This window comes from Winogradskyella sp. (genome assembly GCF_965228925.1).
GTDB lineage: Bacteria > Bacteroidota > Bacteroidia > Flavobacteriales > Flavobacteriaceae > Winogradskyella.
The window spans coordinates 1755858-1777590 of the sequence record NZ_OZ245845.1; the positions used below are offsets into that span (position 1 = coordinate 1755858).

Genomic DNA, 21733 nt, shown 5'->3' on the forward strand with positions numbered 1-21733 from the left:
CCAATAAAGGCTGCGTAGTTCAACTGGATAGAATATCAGATTTCGGCTCTGAGGGTTGGGGGTTCGAATCCCTCCGCGGTCACGAATAAATAGTTCAATAAGAAAAAACGCCAAGCTTGCTTGAGCGTTTTTTTGTTTGACCTATTTTGAAAGCGGAGCGTTTTTAGGGAATAATAAATCCCTCCGCGGTCACTAGTTATAAAAATCATACGGTCAACGTATGATTTTTTATTTTATACTATATTTGACCATGATCTACCTCCAGGAGACCCAATCATCCCCAATGAATCCTACTTTAAAGACCTTGCTCTTAGTTATCTTTTTTGTGGGTATGGCAATTGTAGTTCTCAGCAGGTTTTATGTTTTTTTCGAACAATTATATGCTTCTAAATATAAAAAGCCGTTTTTTCTTAATCTTTTGATTGTTAAAAAGGAATTATCCAAAAAGCAATTGAGAATTCTTGAGAAAGAGTTTAGCTTCTACAATAAGCTTAATGAAAAGGAAAGAGAAATATTTAGGCATCGACTAGCATCATTTATAAAAAGCAAACGTTTTATTGAAAGGGATGGACTTGCTATTAATGATGACATAAAAACTCTGGTTGGAGCTACAGCAGTAATGCTGACTTTCGGTTTTAGGAATTATAAGATTGATTTAATTGATAAAATTATTATTTATCCAAAAGTCTATTATTCAAATCTAAATGAAACCTATCACAAGGGGGAAACTAACCCTATGCTAAAAGCAGTCGTTTTCTCTTGGGAAGATTTTCATCACGGCTATCACATTGGGGATGACAACCTAAATCTCGGTATACATGAGTTTGGGCATGCGATACACTTAAACGCCTTTAGTAGTGACGATATAAGTAGTGTTATCTTTAAAGATGGCTTTGGTGAAATTATAGCGTACTTAGAAAATAACCCTATCGTTAGGCAAGATTTAATTTCGTCAAAGTATTTTAGAGCTTATGCTTATACCAATCACTATGAGTTTTTTGCTGTTATTTTAGAGAATTTTATAGAAACTCCTAGTGAATTCAAGCAGAGGTTTCCAGAGCTTTACAGGCATATGCGGCAAATGCTTAATTTTAGATTTGCAGGATACTGATGTATTAGAAATAAGCATTATTTTTGATCAATAAAACTAAATACCCCGATGAAAAAAATATTGGTAACCGGAGGCGCCGGATTTGTTGGATCTCATCTTTGCGAGCGATTGCTCAATGAGGGCAATGAGGTGATCTGCTTGGATAATTATTTTACGGGCTCTAAACGCAATATTGAGCATTTAATGGATCACCATTATTTTGAATTGGTACGCCATGATATTACCAATCCTTATATGGTAGAGGTAGACGAAATTTACAATTTAGCATGCCCAGCTTCACCCGTTCATTATCAATATAATCCAATAAAAACGGTCAAAACTTCGGTTATGGGAGCGATTAATATGTTAGGATTAGCCAAACGTGTTAAAGCTAAGATATTACAGGCCTCAACAAGCGAAGTTTATGGGGACCCTAACGTACACCCACAACCAGAAACGTATTGGGGAAATGTTAACCCTATTGGTCTTCGGTCTTGTTATGATGAAGGGAAGCGCTGTGCAGAGACCTTATTTATGGACTATCATAATCAGAATAAAGTCGACATAAAGATTATCCGAATTTTTAATACTTATGGTCCAAAAATGCATCCAAAAGATGGCCGGGTAGTATCTAATTTTATTGTTCAAGCCTTAAAAGGCGACGACATTACTATTTTTGGTGATGGTACCCAGACCAGAAGCTTTCAATATGTCGATGATTTAATTGAAGGTACTGTACGTATGATGAACTCTCGGGATGGCTTTATAGGGCCTGTGAATATTGGTAATCCAACCGAATTTACAATGTTGCAATTGGCTGATGAAGTTATTGAGTTAACGGGATCAAATTCTAAAATCACTTATTTGCCATTACCTAAGGATGACCCTATGCAACGCAAGCCAGATATTAGTTTGGCTAAGCAAGAACTAGATGGTTGGGAACCAAAAGTGAATCTGCGAGAGGGTTTAAACAGTACTATAGAATATTTTGATAAACTACTAAGTGAAGCTTAAATGTTAGTGCTTGTCACGCTTAATACAATATAAGTTATAAAAAAGGCTCTTCATTTGAAGAGCCTTTTCCTTATTATTTTTATAGTACTTTCTTTATAATGCAAATATAGCTTGTATATGTGTTTGGTAATGGTTATTATCAAATCCACTGTCTGCATGATCCAAGGCGAATTTTCCGATAACTTGTGCTCTGATACCAAAAGTTTGTCTTCTATTTAACCAAACTAGAACGCCTCCACCTAAGTTAAGCGATACATTAGTTTCATCGATATTAAAGAAGCCAACACCGGCATTACCGTAGAAGTCTATCCAATCTGTATTTGGGAAAATATGCTTGCCAAAATAATACTTAGCATGGGTATCAAACGAAAGATAAGTGAAATCTTCTTGTAAAACGGCCCCATCGATCTCATCTCCTTCGGCAAAAGAGTTAAGCGTAAAAGACTGCTCAATCGATAATCCAGATGTCCAAGCCACTTCAACAGCTAATGAAATAGGGATATTTATGGCCCAATCAGTAATACCTCCAACGGGAGATCGTGTACCTTGGCTGTTTATAGCGTTTAATCCAACACTGGCAAACCACTCTTTATCATTATTACTCGCTTGTCCAAAAGAACTAAGATAAAGGGCTAACAAAACGGTAAGTAAAAATAATTTTCTCATGAAAGTTGTTTATTTGAAATCAAAGTTAAACTTTATAGTTTATAAAACAAATAAAGAGGTAAGGTAATATATTGCAATATTAAAAAAAAATAATTAATTCTTAAAGATGGACCTAATTACCTCAGAAATACGGGTTCTGTCATTCAGCACTGCTTTCCTGTATGCTCTATTAGAAAGGAAAAAGAGCATACGTTTCGATAAAACACCTACCAAGTCAGTCAGCTTTAAGAGTTTATTCCAAAATTTATAAAATTTAAGGTGTTTTAGTTTAAACAGATAAAACTTGGTTAAGTGATTTATTTGTGGATGAAGTACCTCCAGATCTTTAAAAAAGAGCGCTGAAATATAGATATACTTATTTACTAGTCTATCAGAACTATCAATTATATAATTATGTCGCCGCAATAGAATTATGAAGTCGTATACTGATCTTATGTTTAAAGTATTGTATAAACTTCCTTGGTCAGCAATTTGATAATTTAATATGTTATGTCGTACCAAGTGATTCAGCGATGGTATGTTAATGCCGTTTAATTCTTGTTTTTTGAGCAGTATATGGGATGTTGTTAAAATCCTGTCTTTATAAGAAACAAATAATCTTCTATGTAACTCTACAGCACCGATATGTAATGAGGTTTTTAATCTTGGTAAATGTTTATGCTCAAAAAATTGACTGCCTAAAGTTTCAGTAATAGGTTCGTAACCATTATTTTTTAAAAGGTTAAAGGCCATTTCTATATGATTGTTATCAATAAGAATGTCAATGTCACCAACCATACGCTCTGCAATATCATGATAAAAATCACCTACTAATAAGGCGGTACCTTTTAAAAGAACATAGTCGATATTATGGGAGTTAAAGAGTTCAGTCAGTAGATGAACTTGTTCTATAATAGCAAGATTTCTGTTTCTATTAAGTGATGTGATTTCTTTCAGATAACTATTGAGTTCATCGGGTAAAAGATGCAGGATTTTTTTTGATTTAAGGCGACAGTAAATAGCAGGCAATACTAAATGTTTACTGCCTTCAACAACGATATTGTCCCAATCAAATTTAGGATCGGACAAGGTCATCTCCAGTTCTGTATTTGAAGATTCAAAACTAAGGATATCCGCAATATGCTGGTATGTGATAGCTAGATTAGCCATTGCCTATCAATTAATCACTTTAATTAAATTAATAACAGCGGTTATCAAAAACTTTTAAAAACGGTTGTTATTTTTTTAATGACACTTTCGGTGTCACTATAGGTTAGTTTGTAAAAATAGATACTTTTTAACCAATCTAAAAATTGCTTTGCATGGTGAGGTTCTGAGGATATCCAAGAATCTGGAATAAGTGTTTCTAGAAGCTCTTTTACAGAGAGATCTTCTAATGTTGTGTCGGCGTCTTTATCGTAATTAACCTTAATTATAGCTTTACAGGGATAGCTATATAAGGTCGGTATATCACGAGGAATGTATTTAAGTTGCCCTTTAGTTTTATTAAATAGTACGCTTGGGATAGTGTCAAAATGATCAACTATTGGCTTAAGGGTATTAAAAGCTCCTTCTTTTATCGATATGGCCGAAGGGTTATAGTAGATATGACCATTTTTTGACAATACTGGAGAAACGTCATCTGCAACTAATTCAAAACCATGAGAGGAGAGTATAGCACAAAGGGTGCTTTTCCCTTTACCCGATTGTCCGATGAATACTATCGAATTCTTGCCATCTGAAATGGTAGAACCATGAAAAGTACCTAACCAATCGGATTCTTGCTTGCCATGTACTATTGATAACAATTGCATTACAAATTTTCCTTGCAAAAGATGATAATCGCGTTTGGGTACAGCTGTAACTAATTCTTTATCCTTAAATAAGCATAGTAAGTCTTCATCCAGATAGATATCAAAAACCGTCTGGACTTTAGTTTTTTTCGAGACTTCAAGATAAGCTATGGCAGGATGAATTATTCTTTTAACTAAGTCCGAATCGTAATTAATTTCAATAGTTTTATCTCGAAAATGGTAGTGCGCTTGGATATGGCTTTTTGAGCTATCGAATTTTAGTTTTGGGGCAGTATATGCTTTATTTGCTGCATTACAATTTTCCAAATATAGCTCGAGACTTTTAACAATTTCAGCTGTATCGGAAACTATATCCTCTTCAGTTATAAGTGAATTGAAGGTGTCAATAGAACTTGCATTCAAATAGTGGTCTAAAAGTAATTTGAATTCATGTTCTACAATACTGTAGTTATTGGATTTGGAGTACCACAATAGCCAGAATTCACCAAACTGGCACTGATATGTTGGTGCTAAATCCTGATTCAAACTTTTCTAAAAATTAATCCAAAGGATTTCCTCCAGGATCTGGTGGTGAGCCTGCTTGTGCATTAAGAGGGTTTAAAATCACGAAAGTACCTACAGCAGTTAATGCAGCATACTTGCCCATTTTTTTTAGAGCGTCTTTACGTGTTAGTTTATCAGTAGAGTTGTCTTTTTTCATGGCCAAGCCTAGATTTGGTTCAAAAATAATAAAATAATTTATTTAACAATGTAAATATAATAAGGATTATTAAAAATATCTTGTTCATAAATTTTTGAGTGCGCTTTTCATCAATTGCATCAAAATTTGTAACTGTGAAAAACGCACTCAAAACTATGAATTAGTACAGGGTGTTAAGGTAAAATAACTTTCTCAACCCTGCTTTGGCCATCATCAGATAATTCTATTATGTAAATTCCAGTAGTAAAAGAAGACATATCGATACGTTGTAGGTTGGCATTCATATCTAAGGTTTTCGTTCTTACTAGACGTCCTTGCAAATCGTAAACATTTGCCTGAGTAGTATTAGCCAAATATCCAGAGATGTTTATAGTTTTAGAATTTTGGTCTGTATAAATATCTATAGCGTCAAAATTATGTTCTGCTGTTGACAGAGCACTATCTGTAAATCTAAGGAAGAAACGTCCAACACCCGTTAAGTTTGAAGCTGGAGTTAGTACATAGTTGCCAGAGTTTAAAAGTGTTGATATACCAGCATCATTATCATCAAGATAGACTTCTATATTTGGTGGTAACGAAAATAGGGTCATACTGAACGTTAGTTCTTCTCCTACATTTGCATTTACTCCAAGTGGAATCGTAACATCGGAAAGGTCTGTTAGGCCGACAGCTTGTAAAGCCATAGGAATACCTGTATTGTCTTGTACCAAATGAGAATATATGGCAAAACTTGGCGCTGAGCCACCAAAGATAGTGGCGTCATAACCAGGATCTAAACCTAAAGAGGCATTGGCGTCAAAATAGACTTCCGTATTGTAGGTGCTGTTGGCAGTGCTGATATGGATGTCGGCAAAGGTTAAAGTGTTATTAGTTCTTCCCACAATAAAGTCATCACTGGTTCCGGATGAACGCATGGCTGCCGTAAATTCAACATCGTGAGCAAGAACATCAGCTGCATCTGCTGCTACGAAGAAGCCTTGACCTGGCGCAAAGAGTTTGCCATCGTCATTGGCAAGGGTAATCACATTCCAGCCGTTTGAGGCATCCCCATCATAACCATAAATACCAGAAGCGCTCTCTAACAAGCTTATATTTGATACACCAGCAGCCACTTCATGTTCCAAAAAGGATTGCATATTGACATAAGAAGGATATGGGTTACCAATTAAATTCCAGTCCGCAAAACTAGCTCCTGTATCTTCTATATTAAAAGATACTGTTCCGCTGAGAGGAGATCCAGTAAAAGTAAGCGTTGTCCCTGCATTCGTAGCGACTCTGTAGCCTCGTCCCGCATCTAAGGTAGTCGAAGTAGCACTCGTGAAATTAACATAGTCGGATACGGATTTGTCAAAAGGTGCAAAAGCATAAGTCGTCGTCGCCATACCATCATTAAGGAGATCAGCAGCATTAGTGCTAGATAATAAAAAGTCCGCCCAAGATTCCCCAGGTAATGGCGAAGCTATTAAATCATTGCCATTAGTACTAGAATTTACAAACCTATTGTAAATAACGTTTCCACTGCCAGTATAGCTGTCCGGGATATAGCTCGAAAAGCTTGTTGATGCTGATTGTAAGGTTATATCACCACTATTATCCGTAACGCCATCAACAATTAAAGAGTTTCCAGGTGTTATGTTTACCGCACCACCGGATTCTACTAGCAAAGACTTAATAGTGACATTGCCCGCAATATCTAGGTTAGCGCCACTTTTTACGGTAACATCACTGCTTGCTAAATCATCTCTTAGCGTTAAAACACCTCCCTCAATAACTGTGGCTCCTGTATAAGTACAAGCACTCATATATTCTACTCTAGTGGTTGGCTGTGTGACGTTTAATTCGTCTTTCCCGATAACTACTGGCACACTGCCCGTAATATCACCATTAACAATAACTTCTCCTGAAGTATCTAAACTGGCTATTCTGAGGTCGGTGACTGTGCCCCCTATCCCAAGATTGCCCAATATAAATTTACCGGTACTTCTTGTTGTGATCCAGGCAGGGTTGGGGCCCATCACATCTGCAAATACAATATCGATTTCAAGCGTTTGATCTACAGTAGCATCCGATAATACCCAACTTGGTGCCCCACCAAAGTCAAATAGTTCTACTTCATTGCCAATAATTGTGTAAGCTGTACTACCACTAAAAAACAAGCGCCATTGATGCGCTGCACCTCCGGTAGCATCATTGTTACTTGTGGTGCTTCCTGCACCTTTCCACTCTAATTGCCCATAAAAATAACCACCAGACCAGTTTGCAGGATCGGTCCAATCACCAGACCCAGTCCATTCGGTAAACTGACCTTGAACGGTAGTTGAATATAGTAACAAACCTATTATAAATAATAAGGATTTTTTAAAAGCGTAAAAATGTTTCATATAGGTAGGTATTTGATTTATAAGATTAAATGTAACAACTTTTTAAACTAAATAACAGCGAAATCGTTTTCGTGTTAATAAATTGTTGACTCAAAGTTAATTAAAAATGATTTATTACTTAAAATTATAAAAAAAACGCATTCTGAGAAAGAATGCGTTTTTTGAATAGAATTAAATCTTCAATAACTATCTAATAATAAGCTTTTGCGATATGCTTTGAGCGTCATTTTGCAACTGTACTATGTAGACTCCAGAACTAAACTGATTAGCCTCAATATGTTGCTGTCTTTTAGAAGTATCTAGTACTTGGGTGCGCACCAATCGTCCTTGCAAATCGAAGACGCTCGCTGTAGTTGCTTGCTGCAAGACGCCAGAAATGACAATTGTCTTATTATTGGTATAAATACTTAAGTCATTAAGGCCGAGGTCGGAGGTAGATAAAGTGCTAACAGAAAAATTTAAGTAGAATCGGCCTGCACCATTTAAGTCTGTACTTGGTGTTAGTATATAATCGTTATTGTTTAATAGTGTTATGGTATTAGAGACGTTATCTTCTAAATACACATTGACATTGCTTGGTAAGGTGGTTTCGCTAATACTAAATGTTAACTGCTCACCTTGGTTAGCGTTCACGCCTAAAGGTATGGTAACGTTGTTGTAATCCATGTCACCCAAAGCTTGTAAGGCTATTGGTAAGCCTGTATGGTCTTGTACTAAATGAGAGTAAAGGGCGAAATCTGGAGCATCTCCTCCCCAAATTACAGCGTCATAACCTGAATCTAACCCTTGGCTGGCGTCAGCATCAAAATAAAATTCCGTACTGTAGTTGTTAGTTGTAGTAGATGCATTTAATTTAAGGAACGTTAACATGCTGCTATTTCTTCCGACAATAAAATCGTCGGATGTGCTTGCTGCTCTCATAGCTGGGGTAAATTCAATATCATGGGCACTTACCTGAGCGGCATCGGCTGCGACAAAGAAGCCCTGTCCTGGTGCCATAAACCGACCACTAGAATTAGCAAGCGTAATAACTTCCCATCCATTTGAGGCATCTCCATCATAACCATAAATCCCTGATAAGGCGTCTAACAAGTCAATATTTCTTTCACCTGAGGTCTGCGTACTCACCACATGCGTTAAAAATGTGTCGATATTAATAAACGAAGGATATGGATTGCCTAAAAGATTCCATGGTCCAAACGTCAGATCGGTTCCAATTGTAATATCTTTAAAAACGGTGCTCGTATTGACTGTTCCAGTAAAGGTTAGGGCCCCACCATCTGTGGTTGCTGCTCTATATGCATCGGCAGCATCTAAGGTCGTAGCGGCATTAGTTGTGGTATCGAAGTTTTCATAAGCACCGGTATTATTATTGAAGGGTGCAAAAGCTCTTGTAGAACCAGAAGCCAATAAATTAGCATTGGCACCATCAAAGGCTCCAAAGGTTTGGCCCGTAAGAGGAGCAGATATGAGATCATTATCATTATTGGTAGCGTCATTGGTAAATGAGTTTACCGCTCTGTTGTAACTAACTGTGCCAGAAATTGAACCATCTAAGATTAAGCTTGAGTATGATGAAGATGTGGAATTAAGTGTCATACCTTCGATATTATCAATAGTCAGTGTTGCTCCAGAATCAATAGTTAGACCTGATCCTGGTTTTAGGACAACAGTATTAACACTTGTGTCGACTGTTATGTTTGTGCTACCTGATACTATAACAATATCATCGGATATAGTTGAGACACCATTCGGGTTACTTGGCTTCCAATCTCCATCATATCTAAATTCGTTCTCGGAGGTGCTAGGGGTAGTATCTGCTACATTAGCAGAAGTAATTGTCCAACTCGACGCTTGCCATGTAGTAGAAGGTGAATCCATTATGTCATTGCGCACAGCTCTGCTATTTTCATATTCCCAAGTTTCACCAGTGCCATCGACGCCAATTTCTCCATATACATCAAACAAGGTTCCACTTGGATAAGTTCCTGAATACATACCAAATGGATCATCACCATTTACTGCAAATCCCCCATTTATTTCATCTGGACTAAAGCCGTAAGCAGAGGTAAAATTGGTTCCACTAGAAGCTATAACCAAATAACATCCTGCTGCCAATATACCTGAGTCCAGCTGTTCAGTATTACCGTTTGTAGCTGTCGCTGCGTCATTTACAAATCTAGATATATATACTGGAGTAATAGAAAAATCGATATCTGTAGTCCCATTATTATAAATTTCAACGAAACGTGCATTAGCATTGTCAGTTGGATCTGCAATTTCTGTGATAATTAAAGTAGGTAGAGCAAAAGGTGACTCAGATAAGTCAGTAGCTGTAGTCCAATTATCATCACTATCATCTTCAGAGTAGTATACAAATAATCTAAAGTGATAAGTCGTTCCGTTTGTCAATCCAGTAATTGTAGTAGAAGTTCCTGTTCCATTGTAAACCACATAATTCGTGTCGTCAGATCCTATTAAATTTGAGGATTGTTCGAATAAATCATTAGTATTGCTTCTAGCTGACCAATCGGTATTTGCAGATAAAGAAGAACCGTCAATTAGACCATCTAGATTAGCTTCAGACACGTTAGCTTCCACTGCAGAACCCTCGCGTGCTATAACTACAACTCTATCCCAGTAAGTGCCTTGAGTTGTTGTAGGATTTATCCAGTTCAAAGTTATCTCCGCATCACCTGAAGTAGATCCAGCTCCAGACAGGTTTTCTAAGTCTGCAGATTGGTTTCCACCATCTACCTCTGAAGAAAAATTATCATCATCGTTATTTCCTGAAACCTCCTCATAACTGTAAGCATAAACGTAATAAGTTGTTCCTTCGGTCAACCCTGTGACCACAATATCACCATCGGCATCTGTAATTTGATTGGCTACACAGTAGGCATTATCAGTTAAAGAAGTATCTGTAGCAAAAGTACCAGAACCATAGGTAAGGCTGGCCGTATAATCCTCTCCGTCTTGTCCGCTTAAGGAAAGATCTATACCGCTAGGACCTTCAGATAGGAAAATAAGTACTCCACTCCACTCCGTATTAAAAGTACCCGTAGGACGATTCCAAGTGATGTTCATTTTGTCGGAAGTAGCTTCTACGATTTGAAGGCTTGTTGGGGCTTGTGGGCCTGAAGCAACTGCACCATCAGCAGTAATGGAAAAATCATCAACCGCTAAACCATTATCTGCTCCACTATCATTTGTTGCAGTCCAACGTAAACCATAAGTGGCACCATTGGCGATACTTAGACCTGTCAAGTTTATAGTAACCGTTCTTGAGTTACTAATAGTCCCATTGGTACCACTAGCAATACCATCGAAATCTTCGGCATCGATAGTTGCGTTACCACTCAAAACACCAGTACCTTCTAAATTTAAGTCTGAGGTGTTTACATATCGATATTGCTCATAATTAAATGAAATATCTAAATCTGTAATAGTGTTTCCAGTATTATTAGTAAATGCAACTTCAAAAGAGAAAGTAGTAGAACTAGACCTAAGAACCCCAAAACTTTTTTCTGCAGGGCTTCCTGTTGGGTGGTATGCATAAAACCCTCCGCCAGTGCCTGTTCCAGTGCCTATGCCTTCATAGTCATTTGGCGAAACACTCCAGCCAGTGGGCGTTGACCCTAAGGTACCATCGTATGTGCTAAAGTCTTGATTATCAGTTTGTGGTAAGGACGTTACCGAAATCTGTCCGAAACTCAGACAACTAATTAAAATTGTAAACAAAAAGGGGTAAAAATGTTTCATATATAGTTAAAAAAAATTACAAATCAATAAAATCAAATACGCTTAAGGTTTTGATAATAAGGACAACAAATATAGCAAATCAATATGTGTTCTTTACATTTATATATTAACAAAGGGTTAATATTACAAGGAAAGTGTGTTTTTTAAACCCTTGTTGATTAGGTGATTAAAAGGATTTGACAAAAAAAGCACATCCTTAAGATGTACTTTTTTTAGCCTATTTTATTGATAATAACCTTACTTTAGTACGATTTTCTGTGTTTTATGGGCATTTTCGCTCGTTATATCAACTATAAAAACACCGGTTGGTAATTCTGAGAGGTCAATTCTTTGGCTAGAGGTATTTTCTTTTAAGACCATATTTTTAACAAGTCGACCTTGAAGGTCATATAATCGAAGCTGTGAGGCTTTGAAGAGTTGACCTTTTACGATAAGCGCTCTGTGCTCTTGATTTGTGAATATCCGTAATTGATCTAAAGCAGTATCGTTAAGGCTTAAGGCCTGATTGACAAAGTGCAAATAAAAACGACCTTTGTCAATAATGGCATTATCTAGCGTTACCTCATAGCTATCATTGTTCAATAAGGTCATCGTTTCTGTTAAATTATCCTCGAGATATATATTAATACCATTTGGCAATGTGGATTCTAGAATTGAAAATGTCACGGGTTCATTTGGGCTAGCATTTACCCCTAATGGAACGATAATGTCAGAAACTTCGTTACTCTGTAAGGCCTGTACAGCCATAGCTTTCCCTTGGTCATTTTCTACTAAATAAGAATGTACTGAAAATACGGCGGGAGTGCCGTTCCAAACGGAAGCATCATAACCTAAATCCAGACCTGTACTTGCATTATCATTAAAATACACGTCCGTATGGAAATGCGCTGTTGAATTACTCAATTTAAGTTTTAAATAGACTAAAGGACTGGAAGATCTACCTGCAATAAAATCATCTGATGTACCAGTCATTCTCATACTTGGTGTAAATCTAAAAACACCAGTGGTTTCCGCATTGATGAAGAAGCCTTGTCCGGGAGCCATAATGGTCGATCCGTCGGTGGTTGCCAAATTATAAATAGTCCAGCCGTCTGTAGCGGCACCATCATAACCGTAAATACCTACTGCATTTTCATCAAAGCGATTCCTATTTGTAGTTTCGTTTAAAATGGCTTGTACATTAATATAGCTGGGATAGGGGTTGCCAATTAAATTCCAGTTGGTTGCACCACCACTTGTAACATTGACTTCCACAACGCCCGTTTCGACATTGCCACTAAAAACATAATCTCCATTATCTGTAGACCCCGTGCGGTAACCAGTCCCTGCTACTAAAGGATCAGTATTATTAGCAGGAGTGTAATTGATATAGGTGTTAGTAGATGCGTCAAATGGACCAAATAAAAAGGCAGGGTTACCACCAATAGTTCCCGATAATATGTTGGTGTTGGCAGCACTTAAATCACCAAAGGTCTGTCCTTGCAAAGGAGTACTTATAAGATCATTATTTCCAGTTGCCGTACCACTGCCACTGGCTGAATTGACATGTCTATAGTAATTAACAGTACCATTTATGGTACCATCTAGGATAAGGCTGGAAAAGGCAATACTTGAGGATTCTAAATCTAAGCTATTAGCAATATCTAGGGTGACTCCACTATTAACGCTAATGCTAGCAGCAGGATTAACTGTAATACTTTCGCATTGTGTTGAACTAGAAAATACAGCGTTACCTCGTATAATTTCTATGGGGTTGGCCAAAGTAGCTATACCATTTGGATCGGATGGCGACCAGCCATCATCATAGACATAGGTTGTGTCTGGGAGCACCGTGACGGTATAATCCTCGATCTCCCCATCAGTGGAACCATCGCAAGGCCCATTTGTAGGAATAGTAGTAGGAAAGTATTGACACAATATACGCAATCTGGTATCCCCTAAAGCAGCATCAACAGGAACTGAAATGCTTAAAGGACTGTTAGAAGTTGGACCGTTTTCGGTATCTTCCGCTTCACCCAAATCATAGGTTTCACCCATATCATCAAAATCACCATCTCTGTTCCAATCAATCCAAGCATAACTATAAACTCTAAAGTTGCCAGCTGTATCAAGGTTTACAGTTAAATCTTCAGATTCCCCTCTGGTGACACTTGTGGATTGCGATGTAAAGTCATCATAGCCAGATCCCACTCCAGTGCTATTGTTGATATCTCCAAAGTCGACAAGTGTAATTGAAGTTCCGAAAAAAGTGTCACCGGTGACGGTACAATAATCAGCAGTAATACTTATGGGGACACCGGCACTCCAAGCCGTTCCTTTTCTCGTAAAAATTTCGAATTGATAGGTGTTGCCAATCGAAATGTTGGTGATATCGACACCACTGCCTATGCCATTAAAGACCACAAATTCGCCAGTGATGATTTCCGTACCATCTCCAAATACACTATTGGCAGTATAAGTGCTTCCGTCTCCTGTAGGTATTGCTGTAACGGCACTTCCCTCTTTAGCAACAACCAAAATATCATCATAACAAGTACTTAATGCCCAATTTAAATTAATAGTATTTCCATCATTATTGACCGACGCATTAGTGACGTCTTCGGGAATTGTACACGGTGGGATTTCAATAACGGAAACATCGTCCAAAAACCAGTTATCCCCATCGTTTTGTTCCATAACAAAAGCAATGTAAACAATGCCACTGTAGGCAGAAAGATCTACGGTTTTTTCATTAAATGTATTACCCAACTCGGGTTCGGTATAGGTTTGAACGGTTGTAAAACTAGAGATGTCCGTTGCAGACGTTTGAGAAACTCTTATACTATATTCGGTGTTAAAATCTATAGTAAACTGTTCTCTGGCAAAGAAACGCAACTGTGTTTGTGCTGTTCCTAAATCTATAGCTGGTGTTACCAACCAGTCTTGGGCATTTCCACCAGTGACCACTTCAAATTCTACGAAGGCTGAAGTAGTACCAGAGTTAGATATCAGTGTTGAGGTGGTCCAATCATTAGTAGTTCCTAAATTGTTTGTGCCTCTAAAAGTTGACCAACAATCGGGAGGAAAGGTGCCTTCAAATCCTTCATTAAAAGGTAGCGTAAAAGCAGTACTGCAATCTGGGGTTCCCGTGACTTCTATGTCGTCGATGCGTTGACGTTCACCACCGCCATTATTGGTCATAGTGACACGAAGTTCAATAGTTGCACCAGATAAACCAGATTCACTGCTGACAGTAAGGTCGTAATCGTTTGAGATACTTCCATTTGTTGAGGCTGTGGTCCATGTTCCTGAATCAATACGGTATTCTATTAACACCGTATCTGTGCCTTCTAGATTGTTTCCGCCGGTGCCATTAGATTCAGTAACGTTAATTGTAAAACCTACATTTGTAAAACCTGAAATAGGAATTACGGGCGAAAACCAAGTGGCCTGGGTATCTAAATCTCTTCCTTCAAACAATTCGTTTCCACCAACTGTAAGGACACCAAAATAATCATTAGTTTCGGTGAGGTTGACGTTGCTTACGTCGATGGTCCAATCAACACCAGATACATCGATCGTTGGGCTACTTCCACCAGGCCCAATAGCTCCTTTTCCGGCTTGTCCTGTAAAGTCTTCTAAATAAATGGAGGTTTGGCTAAATCCTGTAAAACATAAGAGGAATAATCCAAGGGGTAATAAAATCTTTTTCATTGGTCTTAATCTTTTTTTTGAATACTAATTCAATCACAAAATTATTTTCCGACTCAAGCAAGCCCCGATTTATTCGATGGAGTATAGCGTTTGGTTAGATGAATGCAACAAAAGACTAGACCAACAAAAAAATCAATTGCTTTGTCAGTTTATAACAATGAAAATGGATAATGAATACGAGGATTCTTCGTATGGCTATTAAGAAAGGACCATACAGAATTTAGGAATTTTCAATGTTATTATTTAAGGGTTAATCGTTGTATAGGACACATACATTAAGAAATAGTCACAAGAATTAATGAATGCCTTTGTCTTATTGTTCTATGTTTCTGGTTTCATAAGGGGTAATTTTAAGTATTTGTATAAGTATAGCAAGATTCCTTACATCTTTATATGCATTAGAAAAGATAAAAGGAAAAAGAAAATCAAAAATATTAGGGGTTAAAAGGGTGGCAATATGTTCTAAACTATTGCTGGAGAGTGTATTGTAATTTAGAGACTTTCGTCCTTTTTTCATAATCAGTAATTACAATAATTTACATTAGCTTTAATGTATGGCTGTGATTATAAAAAGATTAGGGACACACAAATATAATAAATTTAATAGTTAGTTTCCTACTGTTTTTTTACCTGTTAAAAAATAAGGTAGAATAAAAGGGGTATAATCTCTTCAGATGCGCTATTTATTTTAGATTTGTATAGTTTAAATACTACCATTTAGTTCAAATGTTTTCGCCAAAATATGAACTTATATAAGCGTAGGGAATAAAGATTATTGTTAATGCTTACACTTCTGAATAACTCAAAAAGTGTTACTAAAGGTTATGTCTTATTAAAAGTTTTTGCATGAGTAAAGTTGCATTTATAACAGGGGTTACCGGTCAAGATGGTGCCTATTTGAGTGAATTTTTATTAAAAAAAGGATATCAAGTGCATGGATTAAAGCGTCGATCTTCATTGTTTAATACCAATAGGGTTGATCATTTGTATCAAGATCCTCATGTAGATAATAGAAATTTCTTCCTGCATTATGGAGATATGACGGATAGTACAAATCTTATTAGGTTAATAAAGCAGATTCAACCTGATGAAATCTATAATTTGGCGGCTATGAGTCATGTGGCTGTGTCATTTGAAATACCTGAATATACAGGTGATACTGATGGACTTGGAGCCCTTCGGGTTTTGGATGCTGTTCGCCTATTGGGTTTAGAAAAGAAAACCCGCATTTATCAGGCTTCCACCTCTGAACTGTATGGTAAGGTACAGGAAGTACCGCAATCGGAAACGACACCATTTTATCCGAGATCGCCTTATGCTGTTGCTAAGATGTATGCTTACTGGATTACTGTAAATTATCGCGAAGCCTATAACATGTATGCCTGCAATGGTATTCTATTTAATCATGAATCACCTATACGAGGTGAAACATTCGTAACTAGAAAAATTACTAGAGCTGTGGCGCGTATTGCCTTGGGTCTTCAAGACAAATTTTATTTAGGGAATTTGGATGCGCAGAGGGATTGGGGTCATGCTAAGGACTATGTTCGTATGATGTGGATGATACTTCAGGCCGAAAAACCTGAAGATTGGGTTATTGCTACAGGTAAAACCACGAAAATCAGGGACTTTGTTAAAATGAGTTTTGCTGAAGTAGGCATAGAATTGGAATTTAAGGGTCAGGGTGAAAATGAAAAAGCCTACATTTTTGAGTGTAACCATCCGGATTATCAGTTAGATATAGGTAAAGAGGTCTTGGCTGTAGATTCGCGTTATTTTAGACCGACTGAAGTAGATGTATTAATTGGGGATGCGACAAAGGCCAAAGAAAAGTTAGGCTGGGAATGTAAGTATGACTTGGTTGACCTTGTTAAGGATATGATGCAAAGTGATCTCCAATTAATGAGAGCACAGCAATATCTTGAAGAAGGTGGCTTTAAAACCATGAATTATTTTGAGTAATATTTTACAGAAGTCGTCAAAAATATACGTTGCAGGACATCGCGGTATGGTAGGCTCTGCCGTATGTAGAGCGCTCAAAGCGAAGGGTTATACAAACATATTGGGTAAAACCAGTAAGGAATTGGACTTGAGAAATCAGCAAGGGGTTTATGATTTTGTCAATCAAGAACGACCAGATATTATTGTTGATGCTGCAGCTAGGGTAGGTGGAATATTGGCGAATAATGACAATCCGTATTCATTTTTAATGGAGAATTTGCAAATACAGAACAATCTTATTGATGCGGCACATAAATTTGAGGTTAAGAAATTTATTTTCTTAGGAAGTTCTTGCATTTACCCAAAATTTGCTCCTCAGCCTCTAAAGGAGGAGTATTTATTAACGGATAGTTTAGAGCCAACAAATGAGTGGTATGCTATTGCAAAAATAGCGGGAGTTAAAGCTTGCCAAGCCATTAGAAAACAATACGGGAAGGATTTTGTGAGTTTAATGCCAACGAATCTGTATGGGCCACATGATAATTTTGATTTAAAAAGTTCGCACGTGTTACCTGCAATGATCAGGAAGTTTCATGAAGCTAAAGAAAACAATAATGCTCCTGTAGAATTATGGGGCAGTGGAACTCCAATGCGCGAATTTTTACATGTTGATGATTTGGCGCAAGCCGTATTATTTACTGTGGAGAATGTGTTGCCAGAGTATTTGTACAATGTTGGTACAGGGACTGATGTCACCATAAAAGAACTTGCAGAAACCATTCAAAATATTGTTGGTCACAGAGGAGAAATTGTTTGGGATACCACTAAACCTGATGGAACACCTAGAAAATTAATGGATAGTTCTAAGATGCTCTCTTTGGGATGGAAACCAAATATATCTCTAAATGGAGGAATAGAAATGACTTATGATTGGTTTATTAATAATCAAAGGCTAATTTTTAGTTAGTTTCCTACTGTTTTTTATCTGTTAAAAAATAAGGTAGAATAAAAGTGATTTAGTCTTTTCAGATTAGCTAATTGTTTTAGATTTGCGAAATAACTTTTTTCCATTGAATACTATTAAGTCTAAAGTCCAAAAGGGAGTTTGTTGGAACTTATAAAAAAAGAAATTGTTCTGAAAGATGGAAAATAGGAAAGAAACTAAAAGGATTTAAGAAATTGTTTTTGGATTTTAAAGAGATTTAAGAAAAAGTTGAGATCATTGTCTTTTTTAGTGGCTCATGATGAATTTAAAAATTTAGATAAATTCTTCAACTTTTATGAAGGAAACAATATCAAACGGTTCTTAAACAATTTAAAATGTTGAGATTTTTTTGCTCTTGGATGATTTCTCAAATTACAATGTTTTTCCTTCAAAAAAACTGTAAGTATTTTTCATTTGATAAGCCTATTAAAGAAATCGTTTCCGAGAAATTGTTGTAATGAATGTATAAGAGGTTTTAATACATAAAATATTTCATACTCATAAAGAATATCAGCTTCAAAAATATTCAATATATGGCTTGAAAAATATCTGTTAAGTGATATGGCCCTACTAATAAACGTTTTTTATTAAAACAAACATTGCTAAAACATATAAAAAAATTATTAAGGATTAAAAATTAATCATGAAAATATTTAAGGACAAAGTGTTGTTAATAACAGGAGGAACAGGTTCTTTTGGGAACGCCGTTTTAAATAGATTTTTAAATACTGATATAAAAGAAATTCGCATTTTTTCAAGAGATGAAAAAAAACAACACGACATGAGGATGAGTCTTAACAACCCAAAAGTAAAGTTTTATATTGGAAATGTTAGGGATTACAAAAGCTTAGATAACGCTATGACTGGTGTAGACTTTGTTTTTCAAGCTGCAGCATTAAAACAAGTACCATCATGCGAATTTTTCCCCATTGAAGCGACCATGACTAATGTCATCGGCACAGAAAATGTTATAAAAGCAGCAGTTGCAAATAATGTCAAAAAGATTATATGCTTAAGTACAGACAAAGCCGCCTATCCAATAAATGCGATGGGTATGACAAAAGCACTAATGGAAAAAGTGGCCATAGCAGAATCTCGAAACTTAGACCCAAAAAAAACGACTATTTGTTTAACTAGATATGGAAATGTTATGGCCTCCAGAGGTTCTGTGATTCCTTTATTTATTGAACAAATAAAAGCGGGAAAGCCCCTTACAATTACCGACCCTAAAATGACTCGTTATTTAATGTCTTTAGACGATGCTGTAGATTTAGTTATTTATGCGTTTCAGCATGGTCAACAAGGGGATTTGTTTGTACAGAAATCACCTGCTTCTACCATTGAAACTTTAGCAAAAGCACTATTGCAATTGTTTGAAGCTAATAATGACATAAAAATTATTGGGACAAGACATGGTGAAAAACTCTATGAAACCCTTTGTACAAGAGAGGAAATGGCAAAGTCTATGAATATTCCTGGATTTTATAGAATCCCTTCAGACAACAGAGACTTAAATTATTCCATGTATTTTTCAGAAGGAGATGTAAAAACGTCTGAAATTACAGATTACAACTCTCATAATACACAAAGATTGGATATAGAAGGTACTAAAAAATTATTATTAACACTAAACTATATAAAAGAAGAAATTTCGTTATGGAAAAAAAGCTAAAAGTAATGACCATAGTAGGTACTAGACCAGAAATCATTAAGCTTAGCAGAGTGGTTCACGAATTGGATCTTTATACCAATCATATTTTAGTACATACTGGACAGAATTTTGATTATGAATTAAACGAAATTTTCTTTGAACAATTAGGGATAAGAAAACCTGATGTGTTTTTAAATGCTGCTGGTTCAAATGCAGCCGAAACTATTGGTAGAGTAATTATCAAATCTGATGAAGTTTTGGAAATACACAATCCTGATGCCATATTAATTTATGGAGACACCAATAGTTGCATGTCTGTTATATCTGCAAAACGAAAAAAAATACCTATTTTCCATATGGAAGCTGGAAACAGGTGTTTTGACCAAAGAGTACCAGAAGAGATTAATCGAAAGATTGTGGACCATCTAAGTGATATCAATATGCCATTGTCTGAGCATGCCAGAAAATATTTGGAACGAGAGGGTATAGCTCCCGAAACAATTATTAAAACAGGATCACCCATGAAAGAGGTACTGCAATATCATAAAGAAGCCATTGAAAATTCTAGAATTCTAGAACAGGAAGATTTAGAGAAAGGTAGTTATTTTATGGTGAGTATTCATAGAGAAGAAAATGTAGACTCTGAAGTGAATTTCAACAATCTTCTAACATCGCTCAATGAGATTTCGAAAAATTACCATAAAAAAGTAATCGTCTCCACTCATCCTAGAACAAGAATTAAATTAGAAAGCATTGGTTTTACGAATGAGAATCCATTAGTTGAATTTATGAAACCTTTTGGCTTTATCGATTATATAAAATTACAAATGAATGCATTTTGTGTGTTATCAGACAGTGGAACAATAACGGAAGAGTCTTCCATTCTTGGATTTCCTGCTATTACGATTCGCCAAGCTCATGAAAGACCAGAAGGAATGGATGAAGCTACTTTAATTATGAGCGGGTTAAAAACCGAAAGAATTATACAATCTATAGATATTGTTACAGGACATCATAAAACATTAGAAGCTATTAAAATTGTAGATGATTATGATGTAAAAAATGTATCTAAAAAAGTATTGAGAGTTATTTTATCTTATACAGATTATATTAACAGAACAGTATGGAAAAAGTAAATAAAAGCATTTTAATATTAGGTGCCACGGGTATGTTAGGACATGTCGTATATACGTATTTCCAAAAGCATACAAAGTATGAACTTTTTAATCTTGTTTATCGAAATAAATTAAATGAGAACTCAATTGTTTGTGACGTCACAAATAAATCTGAACTTGAAAAAAAAATATTAAAAATTAATCCGTCAATTATAATCAATTGTATTGGGGTGCTTATTAAGGGTTCTCAAAGCGATCCCTCGAATGCTATTTATTTAAATGCTTATTTACCACATAATCTTGTAAATATCTGTAATAGAATTAATGCCAAACTTATTCATGTGAGTACAGATTGTGTGTTTTCAGGAAAGAAAGGTAATTATTCTGAATATGACTTTAGAGACGCAGATGATATCTATGGCCGTAGTAAAAGCCTTGGGGAAGTTATTTCAGAACCACATCTAACATTAAGAACTTCAATAATTGGCCCTGAGATAAAAGCTAAAGGAGAGGGCTTGTTTCATTGGTTTATGAATCAAAAAAAAGAAATACATGGTTATGAAAAAGTTATGTGGGGCGGGGTGACAACTATAGAATTATCTAAAGCTATTGACTTCCATATTAAAAATGGAACCTATGGAATAATAAACATTACAAATAATCAAAAAATTTCAAAATTGGATTTGTTAAGATTATTGAATAAGTATTTCAATAAAAACCAAAAACTTAACATCATACCAAATGATTTAAAAGTGTCTGACAAATCATTAGTAACAATTCGTAAAAATATAAGATTTGAAGTCTCTTCTTACGAAAGTATGATTTCAGAATTGTATGAGTACTTCACAAGAAATCATAATCAATATAAAGATTATTATTTTGAATATTTTAATAGTATGCAATAGGCTAAGCTTTGATTTAAGAATTTCAAAAATCAAATAG

General features: G+C 36.0%; 14 protein-coding genes and 1 tRNA gene. 8 read left to right on the plus strand and 7 right to left on the minus strand.

Annotated features, from left to right (window positions below; genetic code table 11):
* Positions 1-8: 8 nt before the first annotated feature.
* The 3 genes from ACO052_RS07215 to ACO052_RS07225 all read left to right on the plus strand — a co-directional run bounded on the left by ACO052_RS07215 (position 9) and on the right by ACO052_RS07225 (position 2104).
* Positions 9-82, plus strand: a tRNA-Arg gene (locus ACO052_RS07215).
* Between the two features lie 201 nt (positions 83-283).
* On the plus strand, positions 284-1111 hold the full coding sequence (locus ACO052_RS07220; protein ID WP_422107335.1) for a zinc-dependent peptidase: 828 nt from the start codon (positions 284-286) through the stop codon (positions 1109-1111).
* Between the two features lie 48 nt (positions 1112-1159).
* Entirely contained in the window at positions 1160-2104 is a 945-nt protein-coding gene (locus ACO052_RS07225; RefSeq protein WP_422107336.1) for a UDP-glucuronic acid decarboxylase family protein, read from the plus strand.
* Positions 2105-2197: 93 nt separating this feature from the next.
* On the opposite strand, the gene ACO052_RS07230 is transcribed toward ACO052_RS07225, so the two are convergent.
* The 7 genes from ACO052_RS07230 to ACO052_RS07260 form a co-directional block, all read right to left on the minus strand.
* Positions 2198-2770, minus strand: a complete 573-nt coding sequence (locus ACO052_RS07230; protein ID WP_422107337.1) for a hypothetical protein — start codon at positions 2768-2770, stop codon at positions 2198-2200.
* A 93-nt stretch (positions 2771-2863) separates the two neighbouring features.
* Positions 2864-3919, minus strand: coding sequence for a nucleotidyltransferase family protein (locus tag ACO052_RS07235; protein WP_422107338.1), 1056 nt, complete (start codon positions 3917-3919; stop codon positions 2864-2866).
* Positions 3920-3963: 44 nt separating this feature from the next.
* Positions 3964-5088, minus strand: coding sequence for a hypothetical protein (locus ACO052_RS07240; protein WP_422107339.1), 1125 nt, complete (start codon positions 5086-5088; stop codon positions 3964-3966).
* A 13-nt stretch (positions 5089-5101) separates the two neighbouring features.
* A complete protein-coding gene (locus ACO052_RS07245) occupies positions 5102-5263 on the minus strand; it encodes a hypothetical protein (RefSeq protein WP_422107340.1) in 162 nt (53 codons plus the stop codon).
* Between the two features lie 173 nt (positions 5264-5436).
* Positions 5437-7644: a T9SS type A sorting domain-containing protein gene (locus tag ACO052_RS07250; RefSeq protein WP_422107341.1), complete on the minus strand. Its 2208-nt coding sequence runs from the start codon at positions 7642-7644 to the stop codon at positions 5437-5439.
* Between the two features lie 186 nt (positions 7645-7830).
* Positions 7831-11406, minus strand: coding sequence for a T9SS type A sorting domain-containing protein (locus ACO052_RS07255; RefSeq protein WP_422107343.1), 3576 nt, complete (start codon positions 11404-11406; stop codon positions 7831-7833).
* Positions 11407-11643: 237 nt separating this feature from the next.
* Positions 11644-15099 carry a choice-of-anchor J domain-containing protein gene (locus tag ACO052_RS07260; RefSeq protein WP_422107344.1) on the minus strand — a complete coding sequence of 1152 codons (3456 nt, stop codon included), beginning with the start codon at positions 15097-15099 and terminating at the stop codon, positions 11644-11646.
* Between the two features lie 846 nt (positions 15100-15945).
* Between ACO052_RS07260 and gmd the strand changes: the two genes are divergently transcribed.
* From gmd to ACO052_RS07285, 5 genes are all read left to right on the plus strand, one after another.
* On the plus strand, positions 15946-17061 hold the full coding sequence (gene gmd, locus ACO052_RS07265; RefSeq protein WP_422107345.1) for a GDP-mannose 4,6-dehydratase: 1116 nt from the start codon (positions 15946-15948) through the stop codon (positions 17059-17061).
* Between the two features lie 46 nt (positions 17062-17107).
* Positions 17108-18007, plus strand: coding sequence for a GDP-L-fucose synthase family protein (locus ACO052_RS07270; protein ID WP_422108053.1), 900 nt, complete (start codon positions 17108-17110; stop codon positions 18005-18007).
* A gap of 661 nt (positions 18008-18668) precedes the next feature.
* The gene (locus ACO052_RS07275; RefSeq protein WP_422107346.1) at positions 18669-19697 is read left to right on the plus strand and encodes a polysaccharide biosynthesis protein; all 1029 of its coding nucleotides are present in this window, start codon (positions 18669-18671) and stop codon (positions 19695-19697) included.
* Positions 19682-20812, plus strand: coding sequence for a non-hydrolyzing UDP-N-acetylglucosamine 2-epimerase (gene wecB / locus ACO052_RS07280; protein ID WP_422107347.1), 1131 nt, complete (start codon positions 19682-19684; stop codon positions 20810-20812). The genes ACO052_RS07275 and wecB overlap by 16 nt, the downstream gene beginning before the upstream one ends.
* Positions 20800-21696 (plus strand): dTDP-4-dehydrorhamnose reductase family protein, encoded by an 897-nt coding sequence (locus ACO052_RS07285; RefSeq protein WP_422107348.1) that lies wholly within the window; start codon positions 20800-20802, stop codon positions 21694-21696. The genes wecB and ACO052_RS07285 overlap by 13 nt, the downstream gene beginning before the upstream one ends.
* The last annotated feature ends 37 nt before the right edge of the window (positions 21697-21733 follow it).

Coding starts and splice junctions, on each gene's coding strand:
- ACO052_RS07230 (WP_422107337.1), bottom strand. CDS start 2,770: ATGAGAAAATTATTTTTACTTACCGTTTTGTTAGCCCTTTATCTTAGT.
- gmd (WP_422107345.1), top strand. CDS start 15,946: ATGAGTAAAGTTGCATTTATAACAGGGGTTACCGGTCAAGATGGTGCC.
- ACO052_RS07220 (WP_422107335.1), top strand. CDS start 284: ATGAATCCTACTTTAAAGACCTTGCTCTTAGTTATCTTTTTTGTGGGT.
- ACO052_RS07270 (WP_422108053.1), top strand. CDS start 17,108: ATGGTAGGCTCTGCCGTATGTAGAGCGCTCAAAGCGAAGGGTTATACA.
- ACO052_RS07225 (WP_422107336.1), top strand. CDS start 1,160: ATGAAAAAAATATTGGTAACCGGAGGCGCCGGATTTGTTGGATCTCAT.
- ACO052_RS07245 (WP_422107340.1), bottom strand. CDS start 5,263: ATGAAAAAAGACAACTCTACTGATAAACTAACACGTAAAGACGCTCTA.
- ACO052_RS07255 (WP_422107343.1), bottom strand. CDS start 11,406: ATGAAACATTTTTACCCCTTTTTGTTTACAATTTTAATTAGTTGTCTG.
- ACO052_RS07250 (WP_422107341.1), bottom strand. CDS start 7,644: ATGAAACATTTTTACGCTTTTAAAAAATCCTTATTATTTATAATAGGT.
- ACO052_RS07235 (WP_422107338.1), bottom strand. CDS start 3,919: ATGGCTAATCTAGCTATCACATACCAGCATATTGCGGATATCCTTAGT.
- ACO052_RS07260 (WP_422107344.1), bottom strand. CDS start 15,099: ATGAAAAAGATTTTATTACCCCTTGGATTATTCCTCTTATGTTTTACA.
- ACO052_RS07275 (WP_422107346.1), top strand. CDS start 18,669: ATGAAAATATTTAAGGACAAAGTGTTGTTAATAACAGGAGGAACAGGT.
- ACO052_RS07285 (WP_422107348.1), top strand. CDS start 20,800: ATGGAAAAAGTAAATAAAAGCATTTTAATATTAGGTGCCACGGGTATG.
- wecB (WP_422107347.1), top strand. CDS start 19,682: ATGGAAAAAAAGCTAAAAGTAATGACCATAGTAGGTACTAGACCAGAA.